Origin of the sequence: Pseudomonas asiatica, from assembly GCF_009932335.1 — a bacterium.
In the GTDB taxonomy this organism is placed as follows: Bacteria; Pseudomonadota; Gammaproteobacteria; order Pseudomonadales; family Pseudomonadaceae; genus Aquipseudomonas; species Aquipseudomonas asiatica.
In genome coordinates, this window is record NZ_BLJF01000001.1 from 3,058,951 (window position 1) to 3,081,505 (window position 22,555).

Here is a 22,555-nt window from a genome sequence, read left to right on the forward strand (position 1 = left end):
GAAACGACAAAGGCCACCCGAGGTGGCCTCTGTGCGCGTGGGGGGTGTAGCAGTATTACTTCTTGACTTCCCAGCCAGTCAGCTCGGCCAGGGCCTTGCCGATGTCAGCCAGGGAACGCACGGTCTTCACACCAGCGTCCTGCAGGGCCGCGAACTTCTCGTCCGCAGTACCCTTGCCGCCGGAGATGATGGCGCCAGCGTGGCCCATGCGCTTGCCCGCAGGTGCGGTAACACCAGCGATGTAGGAAACGACAGGCTTGGTGACGTTGGCCTTGATGTAGGCCGCAGCTTCTTCTTCAGCCGAACCGCCGATCTCACCGATCATGACGATCGCTTCGGTCTTCGGGTCTTCCTGGAACAGCTTCAGGATGTCGATGAAGTTGGAGCCCGGGATCGGGTCACCGCCGATGCCGACGCAGGTCGACTGGCCGAAGCCGGCGTCGGTGGTCTGCTTCACAGCTTCGTAGGTCAGGGTGCCGGAACGCGAAACGATACCGACCTTGCCTGGCAGGTGGATGTGGCCAGGCATGATGCCGATCTTGCACTCGCCCGGGGTGATGACACCTGGGCAGTTAGGGCCGATCAGGGTCACGCCCAGCTCGTCGCACTTGACCTTGGCATCCAGCATGTCCAGGGTAGGAATGCCTTCGGTGATGCACACGATCAGCTTGATGCCGCCGAAGGCAGCCTCCAGGATCGAGTCCTTGCAGAAAGGAGCCGGAACGTAGATCACCGAAGCGTCGGCGCCGGTAGCTTCCACAGCTTCTTTCACAGTGTTGAACACTGGCAGGCCCAGGTGGGTGGTGCCACCCTTGCCTGGGGTTACGCCGCCGACCATCTTGGTGCCGTAGGCGATGGCCTGTTCGGAGTGGAAAGTACCCTGCGAGCCAGTGAAGCCCTGGCAGATGACTTTGGTGTCTTTATTGATCAGGACGCTCATTACTTGCCCTCCGCAGCTTTGACAACTTGTTGAGCAGCGTCGGTCAGGCTGGTTGCCGCAATGATGTTCAAACCGCTTTCTGCCAGTACTTTAGCGCCCAGTTCGGCGTTGTTGCCTTCAAGGCGAACGACAACCGGAACTTTCACGCCGACTTCTTTCACTGCACCGATGATGCCTTCGGCAATCATGTCGCAGCGAACGATGCCTCCGAAGATGTTGACCAGAACGGCCGCGACATTGCTGTCGGACAGAATGATCTTGAACGCTTCGGTAACGCGCTCTTTGGTAGCACCACCGCCAACGTCGAGGAAGTTGGCCGGCTTGCCGCCGTGCAGGTTGACGATGTCCATGGTACCCATGGCCAGGCCGGCACCGTTGACCATGCAGCCGATGTTGCCTTCGAGGGCAACGTAGTTCAGTTCGAACTTGGCAGCGTGGGCTTCACGGGCGTCGTCCTGCGACGGGTCGTGGAAGGTTTTCAGCTTCGGCTGACGGTACATGGCGTTGGCGTCGATGTTGATCTTGGCATCGAGGCAGTGCAGGTCGCCGTCGGCCTTGATCACCAGCGGGTTCACTTCCAGCAGGGCCAGGTCGTGATCCTTGAACAGCTTGGCCAGACCAACGAAGATCTTGGCGAACTGTTGAACTTGCTTGCCTTCCAGGCCCAGCTGGAATGCCAGCTCGCGACCCTGGAACGGCTGAGCGCCGACCAGCGGGTCGATGGTGGCCTTGAGGATCTTCTCAGGCGTTTCGTGAGCGACTTTCTCGATGTCCACGCCACCTTCGGTGGAAGCCATGAACACGATACGGCGGCTCGAACGATCGACTACAGCGCCCAGGTACAGCTCTTTGGCGATGTCAGTGCAGGATTCGACCAGAATCTTGGAGACGGGTTGACCGTTGGCATCGGTCTGGTAGGTAACCAGATTCTTGCCCAACCACTGTGCAGCGAACGCCTTGGCGTCTTCTTTGCTGCGAACCAGCTTGACGCCGCCCGCCTTACCGCGACCACCCGCGTGAACCTGGGCTTTTACCACCCACTCGTTCCCGCCGATCTTGTCGCAGGCTTCTGCAGCTTGCTCAGGGGTATCGACAGCGAAACCCTTGGAAACTGGCAGGCCGTACTCAGCGAACAGCTGCTTACCCTGATACTCGTGAAGATTCATGCTTTTTACCGTCTTCGTTAGGTACTGCGCTTCGGCGCTGCGCCATCACTGGCGCCGCACCACCTGTGACCGTTGACCCCGGGTTTTCCCGTGTGATCCGGTCCGGCGGACTTTCCGCGGTGAGTCATGCACGCAAGACTCACGACGGGCAGCCCGCCGTGGTTTCTTATAATTAACGCTTCTTACGGTTGGCCACGTGAATGGCGCCGCCATTCACTGCCAGCGCTGCTTCATGCAACGCTTCGGACAGGGTCGGATGGCTGAAGACCATCATGCCCAGATCCTCGGCACTGGTGCCGAATTCCATTGCGATTGCGCCCTGCTGCACCAGTTCGGCAGCCGATGGGCCAATCACGTGCACACCCAGGACGCGGTCGGTCTTGGCATCGGCGATGACCTTGACGAAACCACCGGTGTCGTTGGCAGCCATCGCACGGCCGCTGGCCGCGAACGGGAAGGTGCCCACGTTAACCTCAACGCCCTCGGCCTTCAAGGCCTGTTCGGTCTTGCCGACCCACGCGATTTCCGGGTGGGTGTAGATGACCGACGGAATTAGGTCGTAGTTCATCTGGGCCTTGTGGCCCTTGATGCGCTCGACCACCATGATGCCCTCTTCCGAGGCCTTGTGGGCCAGCATCATGCCGCGCACCACGTCACCGATGGCGTACACGCCAGGCACGCTGGTAGCGCAGTAGTCGTCGACGAAGATGTAGCCACGCTCATCGATGGTCACACCGCTGTCGGCAGCCAGCAGGTCGGTGGTCACCGGGCGACGGCCAACCGCGACGATCAGCTTGTCGAAGGTGATCTTCTGCTCGCCGTTGGCGTCGGTGTAGGTCACTTCGACTTCGTTGCCGTTGACTTTCGAGCCGGTGACGCGCGCACCCAGCTTGATGTCCAGGCCTTGCTTGGTCAGGGTCTTCTGGGCTTCTTTCGACACGGCGGTGTCGGCAGCCATCAGGAAGGTGTCCAAGGCTTCCAGAACGGTGACTTCAGCACCCAGGCGAGCCCATACCGAGCCCAGTTCCAGGCCGATCACGCCAGCTCCGATAACGCCCAGGCGCTTCGGCACGGCCTGGAATTCCAGGGCGCCGGTGGAGTCGACGATGACGTTCTGGTCGACCGGAGCCGGTGGAATGTCGATCGGGCGCGAGCCGGAAGCCAGGATCACGTTCTCGGCTTCGATGACTTCGGTGGTGCCGTCAGCCTTGGTGACTTCGACTTTCTTGCCGGCCAGCAGCTTGCCGTGGCCCTGGATGGAAGTAACGCCATTGGCCTTGAACAGGGTGGCAACGCCACCGGTCAGGTTCTTGACGATGCCAGCCTTGCGGCCAACCATCGCGGCGACGTCCATCTTCACTTCGCCAGTGGAGATACCGTGGACGTTGAAGCTCTCTTTGGCTTCCTTGTACTTCCAGGAGCTGTCCAGCAGCGCCTTGGAAGGAATGCAACCTACGTTCAGGCAGGTGCCGCCCAGGGCCAGCTTGCCCTCGGCGTCGGTGTACTTCTCGATACAGGCAGTCTTCAGACCAAGTTGTGCGGCCTTGATGGCAGCAACATAGCCGCCAGGACCTGCACCAATCACCACTACGTCGAATTTCTGGGTCATAAAAGATTCCTTATCAGCTACAAGCTACAAGCCGCGGACCGCGCGGCATGGCTTCCTGCGAAGCCAGGGCCGGCACGGTACGCAGCCAGAGGGTTAGATGTCCAGCAGCAGGCGAGACGGATCTTCCAGCAGGTTCTTGATGGTGACCAGGAAGGTTACCGCTTCCTTGCCGTCGATCAGGCGGTGATCGTACGACAGCGCCAGGTACATCATCGGGCGAATCACAACCTGACCATTGATGGCCATCGGGCGCTGGATGATGTTGTGCATGCCGAGAATGGCGGCCTGCGGCGGGTTGACGATCGGGGTCGACATCATCGAACCGAAGGTACCACCGTTGGTGATGGTGAAGGTGCCGCCAGTCATCTCTTCGATGGCCAGCTTGCCATCACGAGCCTTCTTGCCGAAGGTGGCGATGCCGTTCTCGATTTCCGCCAGGCTCATCGACTCGGCGTTACGCAGTACCGGTACCACCAGGCCACGGTCGCTGGACACGGCAACGCCGACGTCGGCGTAGCCGTGGTAGACGATGTCGTTGCCATCGATCGAGGCGTTGACAGCCGGGAAGCGCTTCAGGGCTTCGGTGGCAGCCTTGACGAAGAACGACATGAAGCCCAGGCGCACGCCGTTGTGGGTCTTCTCGAACAGGTCCTTGTACTTCGAACGCAGGGCCATGACTTCGGTCATGTCGACTTCGTTGAAGGTGGTCAGCATGGCCATGCTCGACTGGGCTTCGACCAGACGCTCGGCGATCTTGGCGCGCAGGCGGGTCATTGGCACGCGCTTCTCGGTGCGGTCGCCAGCGGCAACGACAACCGGGGCAGCAGCGGCAGCGGCGGCAGGCTTGGCAGCTGCAGCAGGCGCCGACTTCTTGTTGGCGACGGCAGCGACGACGTCTTCCTTGGTGATGCGACCACCTTTGCCGGTGCCGGCAACGGCAGCCAGGTCGATGCCGTTCTCTTCAGCCAGCTTGCGCGCGGCCGGGGCGGCAACCGGGTCTTCTTCGCCAGCGTCGGCAGCAGCGGCAGCCGGGGCAGCAGCGGCCGGGGCGGCAGCTGGTGCAGCGGCGGCAGCACCGCCTTCAACGATCGAACCCAGTACTTCGTCGGACAGGACGGTGTCGCCCTCGCCCTTGACGATTGCGCCCAGCACGCCGTCGGCGGTGGCCAGTACTTCCAGGACGACCTTGTCGGTCTCGATGTCGACGATCAGCTCGTCACGCTTGACGGCATCGCCCGGCTGCTTGTGCCAGGTGGCAACGGTGCCATCGGCAACCGATTCCGGGAAGGTTGGGGCTTTGATCTCGATAGCCATTATCTGTGTTTCCTTAAATTCGGTTTCAGGTGCGCGAAGGCATTAAACAGTGAAGGCGTCTTGCAGCAGTTTTTCCTGCTGTTCGGCGTGCTTCGATGCGTAACCACAGGCTGGCGCGGCGGAAGCGTCGCGGCCGGCGTATTCCAGGACCAGTGCCTTGTTGTGGCGGCCCAGGATACGGCGCATGTGGTGCTGGCTGCTGTACCAGGCGCCCTGGTTCATCGGCTCTTCCTGACACCAGACCGCATGCTTGAGGTTGGTGTAAGGCGCCAGGATTTCGACCAGGTCGTCCTCAGGGAACGGATACAGCTGCTCGATACGCACGATGGCGATGTCTTCGCGGCCTTCGGCACGGCGTTTTTCCAGCAGGTCGTAGTAAACCTTGCCGCCGCACAGGACCAGGCGTTCGACCTTGGCCGGATCGAGGTTGTCGATTTCCGGGATAACGGTCTGGAACGAGCCTTCTGCCAGGTCTTCCAAGGTCGAGATGGCCAGCTTGTGGCGCAGCAGCGACTTCGGCGTCAGCACGATCAGCGGCTTGCGCAGCGGACGGATGACCTGGCGACGCAGCAGGTGGTAGATCTGGGCCGGGGTGGTCGGTACGCAGACCTGGATGTTGTGCTCGGCGCACAGCTGCAGGTAACGCTCCAGGCGCGCGGAGGAGTGCTCCGGGCCCTGCCCTTCATAACCGTGTGGCAGCAGCATGGTCAGGCCGCACAGACGGCCCCACTTGTGCTCGCCGCTGGTGATGAACTGGTCGATCACCACTTGCGCACCGTTGGCGAAGTCACCGAACTGGGCTTCCCAGATCACCAGCGCGTTCGGCGTGGTGGTCGAGTAGCCGTATTCGAAGGCCAGTACCGCTTCTTCCGACAGGAAGGAGTCGTACAGTTCGAACTGAGGCTGGCCCGGGAACAGGTTCTTCAGCGGTACGTAGGTGCTGGCGTCCTTCTGGTTGTGCAGCACCGCGTGACGGTGCGAGAAGGTGCCACGGCCGATGTCCTGGCCGGTCATGCGGATCGGGTGACCTTCGAACTGCAGGGTGGCGTAGGCCATGGTCTCTGCATAACCCCAGTTGATCGGCAAGCCACCGGCCTGCATCTTCTGGCGGTCTTCGTAGATCTTGGCGACCTGGCGCTGGACGACGAAACCTTCCGGGATCTCCAGCAGCTTGGCCGACAGTTCCTGCAGGGTCTTGAGGTCGAAGCGGGTGTCGTGACGCGCGGTCCAGGCATGGCCCAGGTACGGACGCCAGTCGACGAACAGCTCGCGGTTCGGCTCCTTGACCAGGCTCTTCACCACGTGCAGGCCGTTGTCCAGCGCGTTGCGGTACTCGTCGATCTTGGCCTGGGCGCGCTCGGCATCGATGCGGCCGGCCTGGATCAGTGCCTCAGCGTAAAGTTCACGCGTGGTGCGCTGCTTGCTGATCTGCTGGTACATCAAAGGCTGGGTGCCGTTCGGCTCGTCGGCCTCGTTGTGGCCGCGGCGGCGGTAGCAGACCAGGTCGATGACCACGTCACGCTTGAACTGCATGCGGTAGTCGATGGCCAGCTGGGTCACGAACAGCACGGCTTCCGGGTCGTCGCCGTTCACGTGCAGGATCGGTGCCTGGATCATCTTGGCAACGTCGGTGGCGTACTCGGTGGAGCGCGCGTCCAGCGGGTTGCTGATGGTGAAACCAACCTGGTTGTTGATCACGATGTGCACGGTGCCACCGGTCTTGAAACCGCGGGTCTGCGACATCTGGAAGGTTTCCATGACCACGCCCTGGCCGGCGAATGCTGCGTCGCCGTGGATCGAGATCGGCAGTACCTTGTCGCCAACGGTGTCGTTGCGGCGGTCCTGACGGGCGCGCACCGAACCCTCGACCACTGGCGAGACGATTTCCAGGTGGGACGGGTTGAACGCCATGGCCAGGTGCACTTCGCCACCCGGGGTCATCACGTTCGAGGAGAAGCCCTGGTGGTACTTGACGTCACCGGAGCCCAGCTCGTTCATCTTCTTGCCTTCGAACTCGTCGAACAGCTCGCGCGGGTTCTTGCCGAAGGTGTTGACCAGAACGTTCAGGCGGCCACGGTGGGCCATGCCGATCACGACTTCCTTGGTGCCGTAGGAACCGGAGCGCTGGATCATCTCGTCCAGCATCGGGATCAGGCTTTCGCCGCCCTCGAGGCCGAAACGCTTGGTGCCCGGGTACTTGGTGCCCAGATATTTCTCAAGGCCTTCACCGGCGGTCACGCGCTCGAGCAGGTGGGCCTGCACGTCAGCGGAAAACTCCGGACGGCCGCGCACGCTTTCCAGACGCTGCTGGAACCAGCTGCGCTGCTCGGAATCGACGATATGGGTGAACTCGGCGCCAATGGTGCGACAATATGTCTTCTGGAGCGCCTCGAAGATCTCGCGTAGGCTCGCCTCCTCTTTGCCGATGAACAGGTCGCCGGCACGGAAGGTCGTATCAAGATCGGCATTGGTCAAGCCGTAGTGATTGATCGACAGGTCTACGGGCGCAGGACGCTGCCACAACCCCAACGGGTCGAGCTTGGCAGCCTGATGGCCGCGCATGCGATAGGCCTGGATCAGTCGCAGAACTTCAACCTGCTTCTTCTCGTGTTCACTGCTCACGCTCCCGGCGGATACCGGTTGGGCGCGGCGCTGGTTCTTTGCCAGCAGTACGAAATGGTCGCGGATTGTCGAGTGCGATACATCGGTAGCGGTGCTGCCGTCGGCGGGCAACTTCTGGAAGTAGGTGCGCCACTCTTCTGGCACAGCGTTAGGGTCGTGCAGGTAGAGCTCATAAAGCTCTTCCACATATGCAGCGTTACCACCTGAAAGGTGGGCGCTTTCCCACATGCGCTGCATCACGCTTTCTTGCATGCTTGGTCACCCTCGGTTAGGGGACTGATCGGCGAGAGCCACAGCAAACCTGGAAAAGTCCGAATACAGCGACTGAACCACGCCACTTGGATCCTGCTGATTTTCCGGGTACCAGCCCGGAAGCCCCTGCTGGTCTCATATCTTCATAGGTAATGAACGCAGGCTTTGTGGGCCCTTGTTCGGGTTTTACCTCAGTGCGGGCTCACCACCCGCACCTCGGCTTACTGCAGGTACAACTCTTTGTATCAGGTGCCGCTTTGCAGCAGCATGTTACGTACGTGGCCGATTGCCTTGGTCGGGTTCAGACCTTTCGGGCAAACGTTGACGCAGTTCATGATCCCGCGGCAGCGGAATACGCTGAACGGGTCATCCAGGGACGCCAGGCGCTCCTGGGTCTTGGTGTCACGGCTGTCGGCCAGGAAGCGATAGGCCTGCAGCAGTGCGGCGGGGCCCAGGAACTTGTCCGGGTTCCACCAGAACGACGGGCAGGAGGTCGAGCAGCAAGCGCACAGGATGCACTCGTACAGGCCGTCCAGCTTGTCGCGGTCTTCCGGCGACTGCAGGCGCTCGATGGCCGGTGCCGGGGTGTCGTTCTGCAGGAACGGCTTCACCTTCTCGTACTGCTTGTAGAAGATGCTCATGTCGACGACCAGGTCACGAATGACCGGCAGGCCCGGCAGCGGACGCAGAATCAGCTTGTTGCCCTTCACCACCGCCGACAACGGGGTGATGCAGGCCAGGCCGTTCTTGCCGTTGATGTTCATGCCATCGGAACCGCAAACGCCTTCACGGCACGAGCGACGATAGGAGAAACCTTCGTCCTGTTCCTTGATCAGTGCCAGCACGTCCAGAACCATCAGATCCTTGCCGCCGGTATCGACCTGGAAGGTCTGCATTTTCGGCGCCGAATCGGTGTCCGGGTTGTAACGATAAACTTCGACTTGCAACATAGCGGCTACCCTTAGTAAGTCCGGACTTTTGGTTCGAAGGCTGGAACAGTCTTCGGCGCAAAGTTGACGCCACGCTTGGCGACGCGCTTCTCACCCGGGTAGTACAGGGTGTGGCACAGCCAGTTTTCGTCGTCACGGTCTTCGTAATCTTCACGGGCGTGAGCGCCGCGGGACTCTTTACGGGCTTCTGCCGCGATGGCGGTAGCTTCGGCGACTTCCAGCAGGTTCTGCAGCTCCAGCGCTTCGATACGCGCGGTGTTGAAGGCCTGGGACTTGTCGTTGATCTTGACGTTGGCGATACGGTCACGCAGACCGGCCAGCTGCTCGATACCCTTCTGCATGTATTCGCCAGTACGGAATACACCGAAGTAGTTCTGCATGCAGCTCTGCAGCTCGCGCTTCAGGCTGGCAACGTCTTCACCGGTGGTGCGCTCGTTCAGCTTGTTCAGGCGGTTCAGGGCAACATCGACGTCGGTGTCGCTGGCGTCGCGGTATTCCACGCCTTCGGTCAGCGCCTTCTCCAGGTGCAGGCCGGCAGCACGGCCGAACACCACCAGGTCGAGCAGCGAGTTGCCGCCCAGGCGGTTGGCACCGTGAACAGATACGCACGCCACTTCACCTACGGCGAACAGGCCCGGGATGATGTGATCGTTGCCTTCGGCGTCCATGGTAATGGCCTGGCCATGAATGTTGGTGGCAACGCCGCCCATCATGTAGTGGCAGGTCGGGATGACCGGTACCGGCGCGACCACAGGGTCGACGTGGGCGAAGGTCTTGGACAGCTCGCAGATACCTGGCAGGCGGCTGTGCAGCACTTCCTCGCCCAGGTGGTCCAGCTTCAGCAGTACGTGGTCCTTGTTCGGGCCCACGCCGTTGCCGGCGATGATTTCCTTGACCATGGAACGGGCGACCACGTCGCGGCCGGCCAGGTCTTTCGCGTTCGGCGCGTAACGCTCCATGAAGCGCTCGCCGTGGGCGTTGATCAGGTAGCCACCCTCACCGCGGCAACCTTCGGTAACCAGTACACCGGCGCCGGCGATGCCGGTCGGGTGGAACTGCCACATTTCGATGTCCTGCACCGGCACGCCGGCACGCAGGGCCATGCCCACGCCGTCACCGGTGTTGATCAGTGCGTTGGTGGTGGAGGCGTAGATACGGCCGGCACCGCCAGTTGCCAGCACGGTGGCCTTGGACTTGATGTACAGGGTCTCGCCGGTTTCGATGCAGATCGCGATCACGCCAACGAATGCGCCGTCCTGGTTCTTCACCAGGTCAACTGCGTAGTACTCGTTGAGGAAGGTGGTGCCGGCTTTCAGGTTGCCCTGGTACAGGGTGTGCAGCAGCGCGTGACCGGTACGGTCGGAAGCGGCGCAGGTACGGGCAGCCTGGCCACCCTTGCCGAAGTCCTTGGACTGGCCACCGAACGGACGCTGGTAGATGCGACCGGTTTCGGTACGCGAGAACGGCAGGCCCATGTGGTCCAGCTCGAAGACCGCAGCCGGGCCTTCCTGACACATGTATTCGATAGCGTCCTGGTCACCGATGTAGTCGGAGCCCTTGACGGTATCGTACATGTGCCAGCGCCAGTCGTCGTTCGGGTCGGCCGAAGCGATGGCGCAGGTGATGCCGCCCTGGGCGGATACAGTGTGCGAACGGGTCGGGAAGACCTTGGTGACTACGGCAGTCTTGTGGCCGCCTTGAGCCAGCTGCAGCGCAGCGCGCATGCCGGCGCCGCCGCCACCGATGATGATGGCGTCGAAGGAAATGGTTGGAATGCTAGCCATGGATCAGATACCCCAGAGAATCTGCACACCCCAGACGAAGTAAGCGAACATCGCAACGCCGCATACCGCCTGGAACAGGAAACGAATCGCAGTAGCCGACTTGCCGAACGACATAGGCGTCAGGTAGTCGGTCGCAATGGTCCACATGCCGACCCAGGCGTGAGCGCCCAGGGCAACGAGGGCCAGCAGACTGAAGATCCGCATCGCGTTGTTGGAGAACAGACCATGCCACTGGGTGTAGTCGATGCCTGGGTGGGCGACCACGTAGCCGATCAGGAAGAGGAAGTAAGCCGCGAGAACGACCGCAGAAACGCGCTGCGCCATCCAGTCATAGAGGCCCGAACGCGACAGGTTCGTGACATTGGTTACCATACCCAAACTCCCACCAGAACGATCAGCACCACGGAGATGACGATCACGATTTTCGAGCCCAGCTTGCCGCCTTCCAGCGTCTCACCGATGCCCATGTCCATGATCAGGTGACGAACACCTGCCACGAGGTGATAAAGCAGGGCGGACAGCAGGCCCCAGGTCACGAATTTGGCCAGCGGGCTGGTCAGACACGCCTTCACCTCACCAAAGCCTTCCTCGGAACCCAGCGACTTGCCCAGTGCATAAAGCATGATGGCAAGGCCGAGGAACAGGATGACGCCGGAGATACGATGCAGGATGGACGTGTACGCAGTGACGGGGAGCTTGATGGTCCTTAGGTCTAGGTTTACAGGTCGTTGGCTTTTCACGGCTTTTTTCACACTGAAGAGCCCCTAGCGAATCAGGGCAAAGTTGTTGGTAAGTGTACTGGTCAGGTACCCACCACCCAGGGAACGGCGACCCCCAGCAGTTCGGGCTTGCAAGCCCCTGGCGGTCGGGTTGCGAGTATAGACAGTTAGGCTGCTTATGACAACGTGACGGGGTAGCCCAAATAGCGCATTGCCTTTAGCGCACAAAAGGCGTAAATGGGCGAGAATTTCGCGAAAAATCAGGCCTCAATGCCTGTTTCAACAAGCCTTTAGGCAAATTGACATCTGAATTTATCCCTCTATAGTGGTGCGGGCCCTGCGTGGGGGGTCTGTCTGATGATTTCAAGCATTAATAGGAGGCCACATGGCTGACAAAAAAGCGCAGTTGGTCATCGAGGGCGCTGCCCCCGTCGAGCTGCCCATTTTAACCGGCACCGTTGGTCCTGATGTAATCGACGTCCGCGGGTTGGGGGCCACTGGTCACTTCACCTTCGACCCTGGTTTCATGGCGACTGCCTCGTGCGAGTCGAAGATCACCTACATTGACGGCGACAAAGGTATCCTGCTGCACCGCGGCTACCCGATCGAGCAGCTCGCCGAAAAGTCCGACTACCTCGAAACCTGCTACCTGCTGCTCAACGGAGAACTGCCGAATGCCGAGCAGAAGGCTCAGTTCGTCAGCACCGTGAAGAACCACACCATGGTTCACGAGCAGCTGAAGTCCTTCTTCAACGGCTTCCGCCGCGACGCCCACCCGATGGCGGTGATGTGCGGCGTGGTCGGCGCCCTGTCGGCGTTCTATCACGACTCCCTGGACATCAATAACCCGCAACACCGCGAAATTTCCGCGGTGCGCCTGGTCGCCAAGATGCCGACCCTGGCCGCGATGGTTTACAAGTACTCCATGGGCCAGCCGATGATGTACCCGCGCAACGACCTGTCGTACGCGGAAAACTTCCTGCACATGATGTTCAACACCCCGTGCGAGATCAAACCGATCAGCCCGGTGCTGGCCAAGGCGATGGACCGGATCTTCATCCTCCACGCCGACCACGAGCAGAACGCCTCCACTTCCACCGTTCGTCTGGCCGGTTCGTCGGGCGCCAACCCGTTCGCCTGTATCGCCGCCGGTATCGCCGCACTTTGGGGCCCGGCCCATGGCGGTGCGAACGAAGCGGTACTGACCATGCTCGATGAAATCGGCGATGTCTCGAACATCGACAAGTTCATCGCCAAGGCCAAGGACAAGAACGACCCGTTCAAGCTCATGGGCTTCGGTCACCGCGTGTACAAAAACCGCGACCCGCGCGCCACCGTGATGAAGCAGACCTGCGACGAAGTCCTGCGCGAGCTGGGCATCAAGAACGACCCGCAGCTGGAACTGGCCATGCGCCTGGAAGAGATCGCCCTGACCGATCCGTACTTCATCGAGCGCTCGCTGTACCCGAACGTCGACTTCTACTCGGGGATCATCCTCAAGGCAATCGGCATTCCGACCAGCATGTTCACCGTGATCTTCGCCCTGGCACGTACCGTGGGCTGGATCTCGCACTGGAAAGAAATGCTCTCCAGCCCGTACAAGATCGGCCGCCCGCGCCAGCTGTACACCGGCGAGCAGAAGCGCGACATCGTTGCGCTGCAGGACCGCAAGTAAGCTTCCCTAGCCGAACGCAAAAAGGCTGCCCTCGGGCAGCCTTTTTTTATTCATCCTGTGCTGGCCTCTTCGCAGGCAAACCCGCGAAGAGTCCAGCACGAGCGACACAAAGCCTTAGTTCTTCTCCGCCCGCTCACGCAGCGCTTTCAGAGTATTGAACGGCGCGTCCACCACGAACTTGTTGGCCACCATCGCCGGCACGCTGCCACCCGGCTCGGTGTGCACCTGATAGGTCACTTCCGTGCTGTCGCCCTTTGGCACCAGCTTCCAGAAGCCTTCGACCTTCGCCACCCGCACAAAGCCCTTCTCTTCCGGGATATAGGTCGGCTCTTCCTTCAGGTTGCGCACCAGGCTGCCATCAGCCTTCTTCACAGTAGTCACATGCAACACCGAGTCCCGCGGCGTCACCGGCCATGGCGTATTGAACTGGGTGTAGGTCCAGCTTTGGTCACCTTCGTGCTTGAGCAGCTTCTGCGACTTGCACTCGTGAATCCATGCACAAGCCCCGCCCACGTCCTCCTGCAACGCCTGCACTTTGGCCAGCGGCGCCTTGATCACCGTGACACCTTGATAGGCCTTGTACTTGGAACCGGCCACTTCGCTAAGGGAAACCTTGATCCCCTCCTCGTCCTTGGCCACCTGCCAGTTTTCGGCCCAGGCCGCAGGCGACAGCAGAACACCCATGCCACACAGCAGAGCAATACGCTTGAACGATCTCATCATGTTTATCCTTGTTTTCGAAGATCCAGCCTGTCACGCCGCCGTTATCTGTTCCCACCAGCCGAGAATCCTTATGGCCTCATCACGATCACTGCCACACACCTCGACATCCGCCTTGAAACCACCACACACCGCAGGCCGTTCGGGCTTGCCGAACAAGTCGCAGAGGTTGTCGACAGTCAGGTGCAGGCAGCGCTCGCCAGCCGGCTTGCCATTGGGCATGCGCGGCATCGCGGAGGTGATGGACGGGGCGATGCAGCAGGCACCACAGCCCTCACGACAGTTCATGGCTATTCACCAAAATAAGGACTCCCTGAAACAAAACGGGACGAACGTCCCTGGATAGTAACCGCTCAAACAGGCGTTTGAAATTGCTGGCACGATGAAATCTGCTGTGACCCGGCAGTCAGTTCGCCAGCTACTGGCGGTACTCGAAATCGATGGCCGCCCCTTCCACTTCCCGACGGCTGTCATTGCGTAGCTGCAGCTGCATTTCATTGCTGATCAACCGGCCATTGAGCTGGAACGGGCTGTCGCTGGTCTCCGGCTTTTCAGTGAACATGGGGGGCAGTAGAGGTTTGCGACGCTGTATCGGCGACAGGCTGCCCACATTTGGCTCAAGGTTATCGACCATCTCGGCCGGCAGGCTGAGGTCGAGCTTTGCCTTGGGTAGCGGCTTGGCAACCTCCTTGCTCACCTGCTTGCGCGCCGGCCTGGCCTTGCTGTTACCGGCTTTTTTTGCTGGTTGCTTGTGCGCTGGCCTGGCTCCGGCCTTCTGCACCGGCTTGGCTTTCTGCACTGGCTTGGCCGCCTGCGCCTGGCCTGCCGGCTGCGCAGCCTGGGCAACACCAGCCAGGCTGCAGAGCGGTACAAGGCACAAGATCAGGGCAAAACGGCGCAGAGCATTCATGGCAAATGGACAGACTGGCAGGAAAAGTGCGTATGCTCCCTGTTCCACAGGCGCGTGGCAAGCCTATAAAAATGCTGCCGCTGGCTCCCGGCACAATTGCTGGGCCAGCAAACCGAGGGTGATCACCGCGCGCTCGGCTTCCTTGTTCCACGGTATACCGCAATTAAGGCGGATGCAGTGGTTGAATTGCTCGGTGTTACTGAAGATCAGCCCCGGCGCAATACTGATGCCCTGCTCCAGCGCACGCACATGCAGCTCCTGGGTGTTGACCCGCCCCGGCAGGCTCACCCAAAGGATGAAACCGCCCGTCGGCCGGGTCATCTGGGTACCCTCGGGGAAGTGTTGCTGCACCGCCAGCTGGTAGGCACTGAGGTTCTTGCGGTACTCCTGGCGGATGTAACGCAGGTGCCGGTCGTAGCCGCCATTCTCCAGGTAGGCCGCCACACCCATCTGCGTCACGCTGCAGGCCGAGTGGGTGGTGAAGGTTTGCAGGCGCTGGATCTCGTCCTGATAGCGCCCGGCGATCATCCAGCCAACGCGCACGCCGGGGGACAGGGTCTTGGAAAAACTCGAGCAATAGATCACCCTGTCCAGCCGGTCGAATGCCTTGAGCGCCTTGGTCTTGCCCTGCTCGAACATCAGCTCGCCATAGATGTCATCCTCGACGATCTGGATATCGAAGTCCGACGCCAGGCGCAGCAACTGTTTCTGCCGCTCTTCCGGCACAGTGCCACCCAGCGGATTGCTGAGGCGCGCGGTCAGGACCAGGGCCTTGATCGACCACTGGTTGGCCGCCAGTTGCAGCGCCTCGAGGCTGATGCCGGTGGACGGGTCGCTGGGGATCTCGATCACCTTCAGGCCCAGCAGGTCGGCCAGTTGCAGCAGACCGTAATAGGTGGGCGATTCGGCCGCGATCAGGTCGCCTGGACGAGTCAGCACGCGCAGCGACATCTGCAGCGCATCGACACAGCCATGGGTCACGATCACTTCACGCGGGTCGACCAGGACGCCGGCATCACGCATGCGAATGGCGATCTGCCGGCGCAGCGGCTCGAAGCCGGGGCTGAACATGTAGCTGAAGGCACGCGGGCTGTGGAAGCGCGTCACCTTGGCAATCTGCTGGTGCAATGCACGGACCGGCAGGTAGTCGACATGCGGCACAGCGGCGCCGAACGGGAACACGCCATCACGGCGAGCCTCGGTCAGTACCTGCTGGATGATACTGGCGCGGGTGACCAGGCCGGGGCGCTCCACGCGGGCGATGTCCGGGGTCTGCGCGGTCAGGGCCGGGGTCTGGTGCACGTAGTAGCCGGACTGCGGCCGCGCACGAATCAGCCCCTGGTCCTCGAGATTGGCATAGGCCTGCAGCACCGTGGCATGGCTGACATTGAGCTGGGCGCTCATCTTGCGCACGGAGGGCACCCGCTCGCCTGGCTGGTAGACACCACGACGGATGTCATCGGCCAGTTGCTGGGCGATACGCTGGTACAACAGCAGGTTGGTCATGGCTGGCTCTCGACGCGCGGACGGGCTCGTTGTTCTTGTGTCTGACGGTAGAGGATACCGTAACAGTTGCAAAGTGTACTGGGACAGATCGCAGGATAGTCAACAATACAGTTGCGTGACAGCCATGGAAACGATCAAGCCCGGGTAGCCCGACGAAAAGCGGGGCTGCTTCGCAGCCCATCGCCGGCAAGCCAGCTCCCACCTTGATGCATTGACCTCAAGCCCTGTTCATCACCTGTGGGAGCTGGCTTGCCTGCAATGGGCCGCAAAGCGGCCCCTTTCACATGATTCAGCGTGCTGGCGCCAGCTTGCCCTTGTCATCGGAGAACACGATCTCCACCCGGCGGTTCTGCGCCCTGCCGCGCTCCGAGGCATTGGCCTCGATCGGGTACTGGTCGCCATACCCCTCGACCTGCAGGCGCTTCTCGTCGATACCCAGGTCTACCAGCATGTCGGCCACGGCTTGCGCCCGGTCACGGGACAGCTTCAGGTTGTCCTCGGCCGGGCCGGTGCTGTCGGTATAGCCCTCGATCCGAACCACCCGGCGCGGGTTGAGCTGGAGGAACTGCACCAGCTTGAGCACGGTACGGCTGGCTGAGTTCTTCAGGTCGGCGCGGCCGGTGTCGAACAGCACGTCCCCCAGGGTCATCACCAGACCACGGTCGGCCTGCTCCGAGGCCAGCGCGGCGATCTGCGATTCGACCCACTTGCCCTGCTGCTGAACACTGGCCAGCTTGGCCTCGCGCAGGGCCAGCTGCAGGCGCTGGCGCTCCAGGTCGAGCTTGGCCTGGCGCTCCTGGTTCAACGCCAGCTTGGCATGCTCGCTGGCAATTTCGCTGTAGCGCTGGCTCAGGTAGGCGTAATGGCGCACGTCGGCACCGGTGCCGATGTAGCTGGACAGGCGCTCGGCACGGGCCAGCGACTCGCCTGCGCGAATCACGTCGCGCGGCGCGCTGCGCAGCACATTGGAATCATCCTTGACCTTCTGGAAAGCTGCAGTGGCATCATCCAGCGCTGCGCTGCTGCGCTGGCTGGCGCAACCTTGCAAACCTGCCGCCAGCGCCAGCACTGCCAGCGCGGCCAATGGCATGCGACGGATCATGGCTGCACCTCCAACTGTTTGCGCAGGCGCTGGACCCGCGACTGCAGCAGTTGCAGTTGCTCTTCGCTCTTCTGGTTCAGTACCTGGGCCTCGGCCAGGCGCGCATCCAGCTCGGCCTGCTCGGCACGCATGCGCGCATCGCGGTAGTCTTCGGTGAGCATGTTGGTCTTGGCCCGGGCCAGCTTGTCTTCAGCCAGCTTGAGCGCATCGACCTGCTCGGTGGCACCGACGGCCCTGGCCTGCTCCAGTGCCTGTTCGGAGATGCGCATCTGCTCGTTAGGGGCCGGATCGTTGGCGCAGCCAGCCAGGCCGAGCACGGCCAGGGCAAGGATTAGTGGTTGGGTTCTCACGCAATCTTCCTAGTGTTTGGGGGCGTCCGACGGCACCTGCAGCTGCGCTTTCCAGCGCTCGACATTACGTTGCAGCACGGCCTCGGATGCTCCGGAGATCGGCAATTCTGTCAGTTTTTTCGCCAATTGCCCACGCAGCCAGCTGTCATTGCAGGCCGAATTGTGCGACAGCGCCAGGTACAGGCCCGGCCGATCCACCGGCAGGCCGCGGGTGATCAGGTCATTGCTCATGCCCAGGCTCTGGGCCATGGCGATGCCCGAATAGCGGCCAGCGAGCACATAATCCACCTGGCCGAGCACCAGCTTCTGGAATGCCTGGGTCAGGTTCTGTGCCGGCACCAGCTTCAGCTGGGCCTTGGCGAAAGCGGTAAAGGCCGGGGTCAGCCGCGCGCGCTCGGACAAACTGCCTTGGTACTGGGCCAGGTCAGCCGGGCCCTCGAAGGTCAGTGTGGCGTCGTGGCGCGTCCACACCAGGTATTCGTTGAGCTGCAGGGGTGGATGGATGTAGTCCAGCGCGGTCAGTTGCTCCACCTGCATGGGGGTGTCGAGCAGCAGGTCTATCCGCCCGCTACGTACTTCTTCCAGCGCCTGGTCACGACGGCCGGCGCTCAGCACCTCCACTTTCACACCCAGCTCGCCAGCCACCTGGCGCAGCAGGTCGACGTTGGCGCCGATCAGGTGTTTCGGGTCGTTGGGGTCCTGCCATGAATAGGGCGGTGAATCAGGGCTGCCGGTTGCCACCAGGCGTTCACACTTGCCCGCCGCCATGGCCAGCGGCGAAACCAGCACCGCCAGGCATGCCAGCACCCCGCCTGCTTTACGCAGCACCATTGCTCACTCCTTGTACAGACCAAAAAAAACCCGGCCCCTGTACAAGGGCCGGGTTCTTTATAAGTGAAGCAGGCGGATCAGACCAGCTTTTCCAGCTCCGGAACCGCTTCGAACAGGTCAGCGACCAGGCCGTAGTCGGCTACCTGGAAGATCGGCGCTTCTTCGTCCTTGTTGATCGCCACGATCACCTTGGAGTCCTTCATGCCGGCCAGGTGCTGGATCGCGCCGGAGATACCGACGGCGATGTACAGCTGCGGCGCGACGATCTTGCCGGTCTGACCGACCTGCATGTCGTTCGGCACGAAGCCGGCGTCGACCGCGGCGCGCGAAGCACCGACGGCAGCGCCGAGCTTGTCGGCCAGGCTGTACAGGTGCTTGAAGTTGTCACCGTTGCCCATGCCACGGCCGCCGGAAACGACGATCTTGGCAGCGGTCAGCTCTGGGCGGTCGGACTTGGCCAGCTCTTCGCCAACGAAGGCCGAGATGCCGGCGTTGTGCGCAGCGCCAACGGCTTCGATGGCAGCCGAACCACCTTCGGCGGCCACGGCGTCGAAGCCGGTGGTACGCACGGTGATGACCTTGATGGCAGCGCTCGATTGCACGGTGGCAATGGCGTTACCAGCATAGATCGGGCGCTTGAAGGTGTCGGCGGACTCGACCGAGATGATCTCGGAGATCTGGTCCACGTCCAGCAGCGCGGCAACGCGCGGCAGGATGTTCTTGCCGTTGGTGGTGGCCGGCGCCAGCACGTGGCTGTAACCCTTGGCCAGCTCGACGATCAGCGGCGCAACGTTTTCTGGCAGGACGTGGGCGTAGGCAGCGTTATCGGCAACCAGCACCTTGGCCACGCCAGCGATCTTGGCTGCGGACTCGGCAACGCCGCCCACGTTCTGGCCAGCGACCAGCACGTGCACATCACCACCGATCTTGGCGGCAGCAGCAACAGTGTTCAGGGTGGCCGGGGCTACGGCACCGTTCTCGTATTCAGCGACAACCAGGATAGTCATTTAGATTACCTTCGCTTCGTTCTTCAGCTTCTCGACCAGTTCGGCCACCGATTTGACCTTGATGCCAGCGCTGCGGGCAGCCGGGGCTTCAACCTTCAGGGTCTTGTTGGTGGAGGCGAGGGAAACGCCCAGCGCGTCTGGAGTAACAGTCTCCAGCGGCTTCTTCTTGGCCTTCATGATGTTCGGCAGCGACGCGTAGCGCGGTTCGTTCAGGCGCAGGTCGGTAGTGACGATGGCTGGCAGGTTCAGTGCAACGGTCTGCAGGCCGCCGTCGATTTCACGGGTGACGTTCAGCTTGTCGCCAGCCACTTCGACCTTGGAGGCGAAAGTGCCCTGGGCGAAGCCGGTCAGCGCAGCCAGCATCTGGCCGGTCTGGTTGTTGTCACTGTCGATGGCCTGCTTGCCGAGGATGACCAGCTGCGGCTGCTCTTTGTCGACAACGGCTTTCAGCGCCTTGGCCACGGCCAGGGAATTCAGTTCGTCAGCGGCTTCGACCAGGATGGCACGGTCGGCACCCAGGGCCAGGGCAGTACGCAGTTGCTCCTGGGCAGTGGCCGGGCCGACGGAAACGACGACGATCTCGGACGCGACGCCCTTTTCCTTCAGGCGTACGGCTTCTTCCACGGCGATTTCGCAGAAGGGGTTCATGGACATCTTGACGTTAGCAAGGTCGACGCCGGAGTTGTCCGCCTTGACGCGAACCTTGACGTTGTAGTCGACCACTCGTTTGACAGCTACAAGAACCTTCATGGATTCCTCGTTACTCTCCGGTGAATAGATAGTCGCCAGGGGCAGAGCCCTGCGATGCGCGTGGGTACAAGGGCACCTCTAAAAACGTACCGGGAGGCGGTAACTTCACAGTGACCGAACAGTCTTGTCCGGACTCTTGCGACAAATACTCACGGGTCATTTTCTGTCGTGGCGTGTAAACTCCACTACAAACCGGCCAAAGGCCGCAAAACCCTGCTCCACACCTGGTCTTTAGAGGTGTACCTGCGCCCGGCTGCAAGCCTACGGCGAACGTAAAACCGCTCGTATCTTGACCGTAACACCCAATCCGGTCAATACGGCAAATCGGTCACCCTCCAGCCGCGTTCCTGTGATTTTACTGGCCTGCGGCAAATTCAAACAAACGTTTGTATTGGACCCGCCAAGTGGTGTAGATATAATGCGCGGCCAAGACAAAACGGTGTAGTCCGTCATTTGCCCAGCTACAGTTCCGCCGTTGCGTAGAACCGCTGCGAATGCCCCGCGCACCCAATAAGACAAAGCAACAGCACGAGCCTTGATGAGTAGGAGAGAACCAGTGGAACGCGAATACATGGAATTCGACGTGGTCATCGTCGGCGCCGGCCCGGCGGGCCTGTCCGCCGCCTGCCGCCTGAAGCAGAAGGCCGCCGAAGCCGGTAGCGAAATCAGCGTCTGCGTGGTGGAAAAAGGCTCTGAAGTCGGCGCCCACATCCTCTCCGGCGCGGTGTTCGAACCCCGCGCCCTGAACGAGCTGTTCCCCGACTGGAAAGAGCTCGGCGCGCCGCTGAACACCGAAGTGAAGCGTGACGACATCTACGTACTCAAGGATGCAGGCAGTTCGACCAAGGTGCCTGACCTGTTCGTGCCCAAGACCATGCACAACCAGGGTAACTACATCATCTCCCTGGGCAACCTGTGCCGCTGGCTGGCCCAGCAGGCCGAGAACCTGGGCGTGGAAGTCTACCCGGGCTTCGCCGCCCAGGAAGCGCTGTTCGATGAAAACGGAGTGGTGCGCGGCATTGTCACCGGCGACATGGGTGTGGACCGTGAAGGCAACCCGAAAGACGGCATGTACACCCCTGGCATGGAGCTGCGTGGCAAGTACACCCTGTTCGCCGAAGGTTGCCGTGGCCACATCGGCAAGCAGCTGATCAAGCGCTTCAACCTGGATAGCGAAGCCGACGTCCAGCACTACGGCATCGGCCTGAAGGAAATCTGGGAAATCGACCCGGCCAAGCACGAGCAGGGCCTGGTGGTGCACACCGCTGGCTGGCCGCTGGACGTCATGGCCAAGGACAACACTGGTGGTTCGTTCCTCTATCACCTGGAAAACAACCAGGTGGTGGTCGGCCTGATCGTCGACCTGTCCTACGCCAACCCGTACCTGTCGCCGTTCGACGAGTTCCAGCGTCTCAAGCACCACCCGGTGATGGCGCAATACCTCGAAGGCGGCAAGCGCATCAGCTACGGTGCCCGTGCCATCTGCAAGGGCGGTTTCAACTCGCTGCCGAAAATGGTCTTCAACGGCGGCGCGCTGATCGGCTGCGACCTGGGCACCCTGAACTTCGCCAAGATCAAGGGCAGCCACACCGCAATGAAGTCCGGCATGCTCGCCGCCGAAGCGGTGGCTGATGCACTGATCGCCGGCAGCGAAGGCGGTGACCAGCTCAACGGTTACGTCAGCGCCTTCAAGGCCAGCTGGCTGTACGAGGAGCTGTTCGCCAGCCGCAACTTCGGCCCGGCCATGCACAAGTTCGGCCCGCTGCTGGGCGCGGCATTCAACTATGTGGACCAGAACTGGTTCGGCGGCAAGCTGCCGTTCACCCTGCACGACACCAAGCCGGACTACGCCTGCCTGAAGCTGGCGGCGGAGTCGCAGAAGATCGATTACCCGAAACCGGACGGCAAGCTCAGCTTCGACAAGCTCAGCTCGGTATTCCTCTCCAGCACCAACCACGAAGAGGAACAGCCCTGCCACCTGAAGCTGACCGACCCGAACGTGCCGATCGCCAGCAACCTGCCGCTGTATGACGAGCCGGCCCAGCGCTACTGCCCGGCAGGCGTGTACGAGGTTGTCACCCAGGAAGACGGCAGCAAGCGCTTCCAGATCAACGCGCAGAACTGCGTGCATTGCAAGACCTGCGACATCAAGGACCCGGCCCAGAACATCACCTGGGTCACCCCTGAAGGCGCTGGCGGGCCGAACTACCCGAACATGTAAGGCCCCTGACCTGCACTAACAAAAAGCCCCCGGTTCTCACGAGCCGGGGGCTTTTTGTTTTACCTGTACCGGCCTCATCGCCGGCAAGCCAGCTCCCACCTCGACCGCATCGACCTCGAGCCATGCG

General features: G+C 61.5%; 20 protein-coding genes. 2 read left to right on the forward strand and 18 right to left on the reverse strand.

Annotated features, from left to right (window positions below):
• Nucleotides 1-55: 55 nt before the first annotated feature.
• The 9 genes from sucD to sdhC form a co-directional block, all read right to left on the reverse strand.
• Nucleotides 56-940 carry a succinate--CoA ligase subunit alpha gene (gene sucD / locus GYA95_RS14170; protein ID WP_004376004.1) on the reverse strand — a complete coding sequence of 295 codons (885 nt, stop codon included), beginning with the start codon at nucleotides 938-940 and terminating at the stop codon, nucleotides 56-58.
• Nucleotides 940-2,106: an ADP-forming succinate--CoA ligase subunit beta gene (gene sucC, locus GYA95_RS14175; protein WP_003254205.1), complete on the reverse strand. Its 1,167-nt coding sequence runs from the start codon at nucleotides 2,104-2,106 to the stop codon at nucleotides 940-942. The genes sucD and sucC overlap by 1 nt, the downstream gene beginning before the upstream one ends.
• Before the next feature lie 172 nt (nucleotides 2,107-2,278).
• Entirely contained in the window at nucleotides 2,279-3,715 is a 1,437-nt protein-coding gene (lpdA, locus tag GYA95_RS14180) for a dihydrolipoyl dehydrogenase (RefSeq protein WP_013973439.1), read from the reverse strand.
• 93 nt (nucleotides 3,716-3,808) lie between these two features.
• Complete coding sequence (gene odhB / locus GYA95_RS14185; protein WP_013973440.1) at nucleotides 3,809-5,029, reverse strand: 2-oxoglutarate dehydrogenase complex dihydrolipoyllysine-residue succinyltransferase; 1,221 nt, start codon at nucleotides 5,027-5,029, stop codon at nucleotides 3,809-3,811.
• 42 nt (nucleotides 5,030-5,071) lie between these two features.
• Nucleotides 5,072-7,903, reverse strand: a complete 2,832-nt coding sequence (locus tag GYA95_RS14190) for a 2-oxoglutarate dehydrogenase E1 component (protein ID WP_015271096.1) — start codon at nucleotides 7,901-7,903, stop codon at nucleotides 5,072-5,074.
• A gap of 245 nt (nucleotides 7,904-8,148) precedes the next feature.
• Nucleotides 8,149-8,853, reverse strand: coding sequence for a succinate dehydrogenase iron-sulfur subunit (locus GYA95_RS14195; RefSeq protein WP_011534752.1), 705 nt, complete (start codon nucleotides 8,851-8,853; stop codon nucleotides 8,149-8,151).
• An 11-nt stretch (nucleotides 8,854-8,864) separates the two neighbouring features.
• Entirely contained in the window at nucleotides 8,865-10,637 is a 1,773-nt protein-coding gene (sdhA, locus tag GYA95_RS14200) for a succinate dehydrogenase flavoprotein subunit (protein WP_013973442.1), read from the reverse strand.
• Nucleotides 10,638-10,640: 3 nt separating this feature from the next.
• Nucleotides 10,641-11,009, reverse strand: a complete 369-nt coding sequence (gene sdhD / locus GYA95_RS14205) for a succinate dehydrogenase, hydrophobic membrane anchor protein (RefSeq protein ID WP_003254214.1) — start codon at nucleotides 11,007-11,009, stop codon at nucleotides 10,641-10,643.
• Nucleotides 11,003-11,389 carry a succinate dehydrogenase, cytochrome b556 subunit gene (gene sdhC, locus GYA95_RS14210; protein ID WP_012315350.1) on the reverse strand — a complete coding sequence of 129 codons (387 nt, stop codon included), beginning with the start codon at nucleotides 11,387-11,389 and terminating at the stop codon, nucleotides 11,003-11,005. Before sdhC ends, sdhD begins: the two co-directional genes overlap by 7 nt.
• A 352-nt stretch (nucleotides 11,390-11,741) precedes the next feature.
• Between sdhC and gltA the strand changes: the two genes are divergently transcribed.
• Nucleotides 11,742-13,031, forward strand: a complete 1,290-nt coding sequence (gene gltA, locus GYA95_RS14215; protein WP_013973445.1) for a citrate synthase — start codon at nucleotides 11,742-11,744, stop codon at nucleotides 13,029-13,031.
• Between the two features lie 114 nt (nucleotides 13,032-13,145).
• Here the strand turns inward: gltA and GYA95_RS14220 are convergent, their stop codons facing one another.
• The 9 genes from GYA95_RS14220 to GYA95_RS14260 all read right to left on the reverse strand — a co-directional run bounded on the left by GYA95_RS14220 (nucleotide 13,146) and on the right by GYA95_RS14260 (nucleotide 20,207).
• Entirely contained in the window at nucleotides 13,146-13,751 is a 606-nt protein-coding gene (locus GYA95_RS14220) for an START domain-containing protein (RefSeq protein ID WP_015271097.1), read from the reverse strand.
• 33 nt (nucleotides 13,752-13,784) lie between these two features.
• Nucleotides 13,785-14,039: a YkgJ family cysteine cluster protein gene (locus tag GYA95_RS14225; RefSeq protein WP_023661894.1), complete on the reverse strand. Its 255-nt coding sequence runs from the start codon at nucleotides 14,037-14,039 to the stop codon at nucleotides 13,785-13,787.
• Between the two features lie 130 nt (nucleotides 14,040-14,169).
• Nucleotides 14,170-14,661 carry a hypothetical protein gene (locus GYA95_RS14230; protein ID WP_015271098.1) on the reverse strand — a complete coding sequence of 164 codons (492 nt, stop codon included), beginning with the start codon at nucleotides 14,659-14,661 and terminating at the stop codon, nucleotides 14,170-14,172.
• Nucleotides 14,662-14,724: 63 nt separating this feature from the next.
• The gene (locus GYA95_RS14235; RefSeq protein WP_013973449.1) at nucleotides 14,725-16,167 is read right to left on the reverse strand and encodes an aminotransferase-like domain-containing protein; all 1,443 of its coding nucleotides are present in this window, start codon (nucleotides 16,165-16,167) and stop codon (nucleotides 14,725-14,727) included.
• Between the two features lie 289 nt (nucleotides 16,168-16,456).
• Nucleotides 16,457-17,269 carry an OmpA family protein gene (locus GYA95_RS14240; protein ID WP_015271099.1) on the reverse strand — a complete coding sequence of 271 codons (813 nt, stop codon included), beginning with the start codon at nucleotides 17,267-17,269 and terminating at the stop codon, nucleotides 16,457-16,459.
• Complete coding sequence (locus tag GYA95_RS14245; RefSeq protein ID WP_013973451.1) at nucleotides 17,266-17,619, reverse strand: DUF4398 domain-containing protein; 354 nt, start codon at nucleotides 17,617-17,619, stop codon at nucleotides 17,266-17,268. The genes GYA95_RS14240 and GYA95_RS14245 overlap by 4 nt, the downstream gene beginning before the upstream one ends.
• 9 nt (nucleotides 17,620-17,628) lie before the next feature.
• Nucleotides 17,629-18,450, reverse strand: a complete 822-nt coding sequence (locus GYA95_RS14250; protein ID WP_015271100.1) for a substrate-binding periplasmic protein — start codon at nucleotides 18,448-18,450, stop codon at nucleotides 17,629-17,631.
• 77 nt (nucleotides 18,451-18,527) lie between these two features.
• Nucleotides 18,528-19,457, reverse strand: a complete 930-nt coding sequence (locus GYA95_RS14255; protein ID WP_013973453.1) for an electron transfer flavoprotein subunit alpha/FixB family protein — start codon at nucleotides 19,455-19,457, stop codon at nucleotides 18,528-18,530.
• Entirely contained in the window at nucleotides 19,458-20,207 is a 750-nt protein-coding gene (locus GYA95_RS14260) for an electron transfer flavoprotein subunit beta/FixA family protein (RefSeq protein ID WP_015271101.1), read from the reverse strand. It abuts the gene before it with no gap.
• 538 nt (nucleotides 20,208-20,745) lie between these two features.
• On the opposite strand from GYA95_RS14260, the gene GYA95_RS14265 reads away from it, so the two are divergent.
• On the forward strand, nucleotides 20,746-22,428 hold the full coding sequence (locus GYA95_RS14265) for an electron transfer flavoprotein-ubiquinone oxidoreductase (protein WP_075045849.1): 1,683 nt from the start codon (nucleotides 20,746-20,748) through the stop codon (nucleotides 22,426-22,428).
• Nucleotides 22,429-22,555 lie beyond the last annotated feature (127 nt).

What these genes read in the sequence shown, in the direction of transcription:
- GYA95_RS14250 (WP_015271100.1), bottom strand. Translation starts at nt 18,450, where the DNA reads ATGGTGCTGCGTAAAGCAGGCGGGGTGCTGGCATGCCTGGCGGTGCTG.
- sucC (WP_003254205.1), bottom strand. Translation starts at nt 2,106, where the DNA reads ATGAATCTTCACGAGTATCAGGGTAAGCAGCTGTTCGCTGAGTACGGC.
- GYA95_RS14260 (WP_015271101.1), bottom strand. Translation starts at nt 20,207, where the DNA reads ATGAAGGTTCTTGTAGCTGTCAAACGAGTGGTCGACTACAACGTCAAG.
- sucD (WP_004376004.1), bottom strand. Translation starts at nt 940, where the DNA reads ATGAGCGTCCTGATCAATAAAGACACCAAAGTCATCTGCCAGGGCTTC.
- odhB (WP_013973440.1), bottom strand. Translation starts at nt 5,029, where the DNA reads ATGGCTATCGAGATCAAAGCCCCAACCTTCCCGGAATCGGTTGCCGAT.
- gltA (WP_013973445.1), top strand. Translation starts at nt 11,742, where the DNA reads ATGGCTGACAAAAAAGCGCAGTTGGTCATCGAGGGCGCTGCCCCCGTC.
- GYA95_RS14195 (WP_011534752.1), bottom strand. Translation starts at nt 8,853, where the DNA reads ATGTTGCAAGTCGAAGTTTATCGTTACAACCCGGACACCGATTCGGCG.
- sdhA (WP_013973442.1), bottom strand. Translation starts at nt 10,637, where the DNA reads ATGGCTAGCATTCCAACCATTTCCTTCGACGCCATCATCATCGGTGGC.
- GYA95_RS14230 (WP_015271098.1), bottom strand. Translation starts at nt 14,661, where the DNA reads ATGAATGCTCTGCGCCGTTTTGCCCTGATCTTGTGCCTTGTACCGCTC.
- GYA95_RS14220 (WP_015271097.1), bottom strand. Translation starts at nt 13,751, where the DNA reads ATGAGATCGTTCAAGCGTATTGCTCTGCTGTGTGGCATGGGTGTTCTG.
- GYA95_RS14235 (WP_013973449.1), bottom strand. Translation starts at nt 16,167, where the DNA reads ATGACCAACCTGCTGTTGTACCAGCGTATCGCCCAGCAACTGGCCGAT.
- sdhD (WP_003254214.1), bottom strand. Translation starts at nt 11,009, where the DNA reads ATGGTAACCAATGTCACGAACCTGTCGCGTTCGGGCCTCTATGACTGG.
- lpdA (WP_013973439.1), bottom strand. Translation starts at nt 3,715, where the DNA reads ATGACCCAGAAATTCGACGTAGTGGTGATTGGTGCAGGTCCTGGCGGC.
- GYA95_RS14225 (WP_023661894.1), bottom strand. Translation starts at nt 14,039, where the DNA reads ATGAACTGTCGTGAGGGCTGTGGTGCCTGCTGCATCGCCCCGTCCATC.
- GYA95_RS14265 (WP_075045849.1), top strand. Translation starts at nt 20,746, where the DNA reads ATGAGTAGGAGAGAACCAGTGGAACGCGAATACATGGAATTCGACGTG.
- GYA95_RS14240 (WP_015271099.1), bottom strand. Translation starts at nt 17,269, where the DNA reads ATGATCCGTCGCATGCCATTGGCCGCGCTGGCAGTGCTGGCGCTGGCG.
- GYA95_RS14190 (WP_015271096.1), bottom strand. Translation starts at nt 7,903, where the DNA reads ATGCAAGAAAGCGTGATGCAGCGCATGTGGGAAAGCGCCCACCTTTCA.
- GYA95_RS14255 (WP_013973453.1), bottom strand. Translation starts at nt 19,457, where the DNA reads ATGACTATCCTGGTTGTCGCTGAATACGAGAACGGTGCCGTAGCCCCG.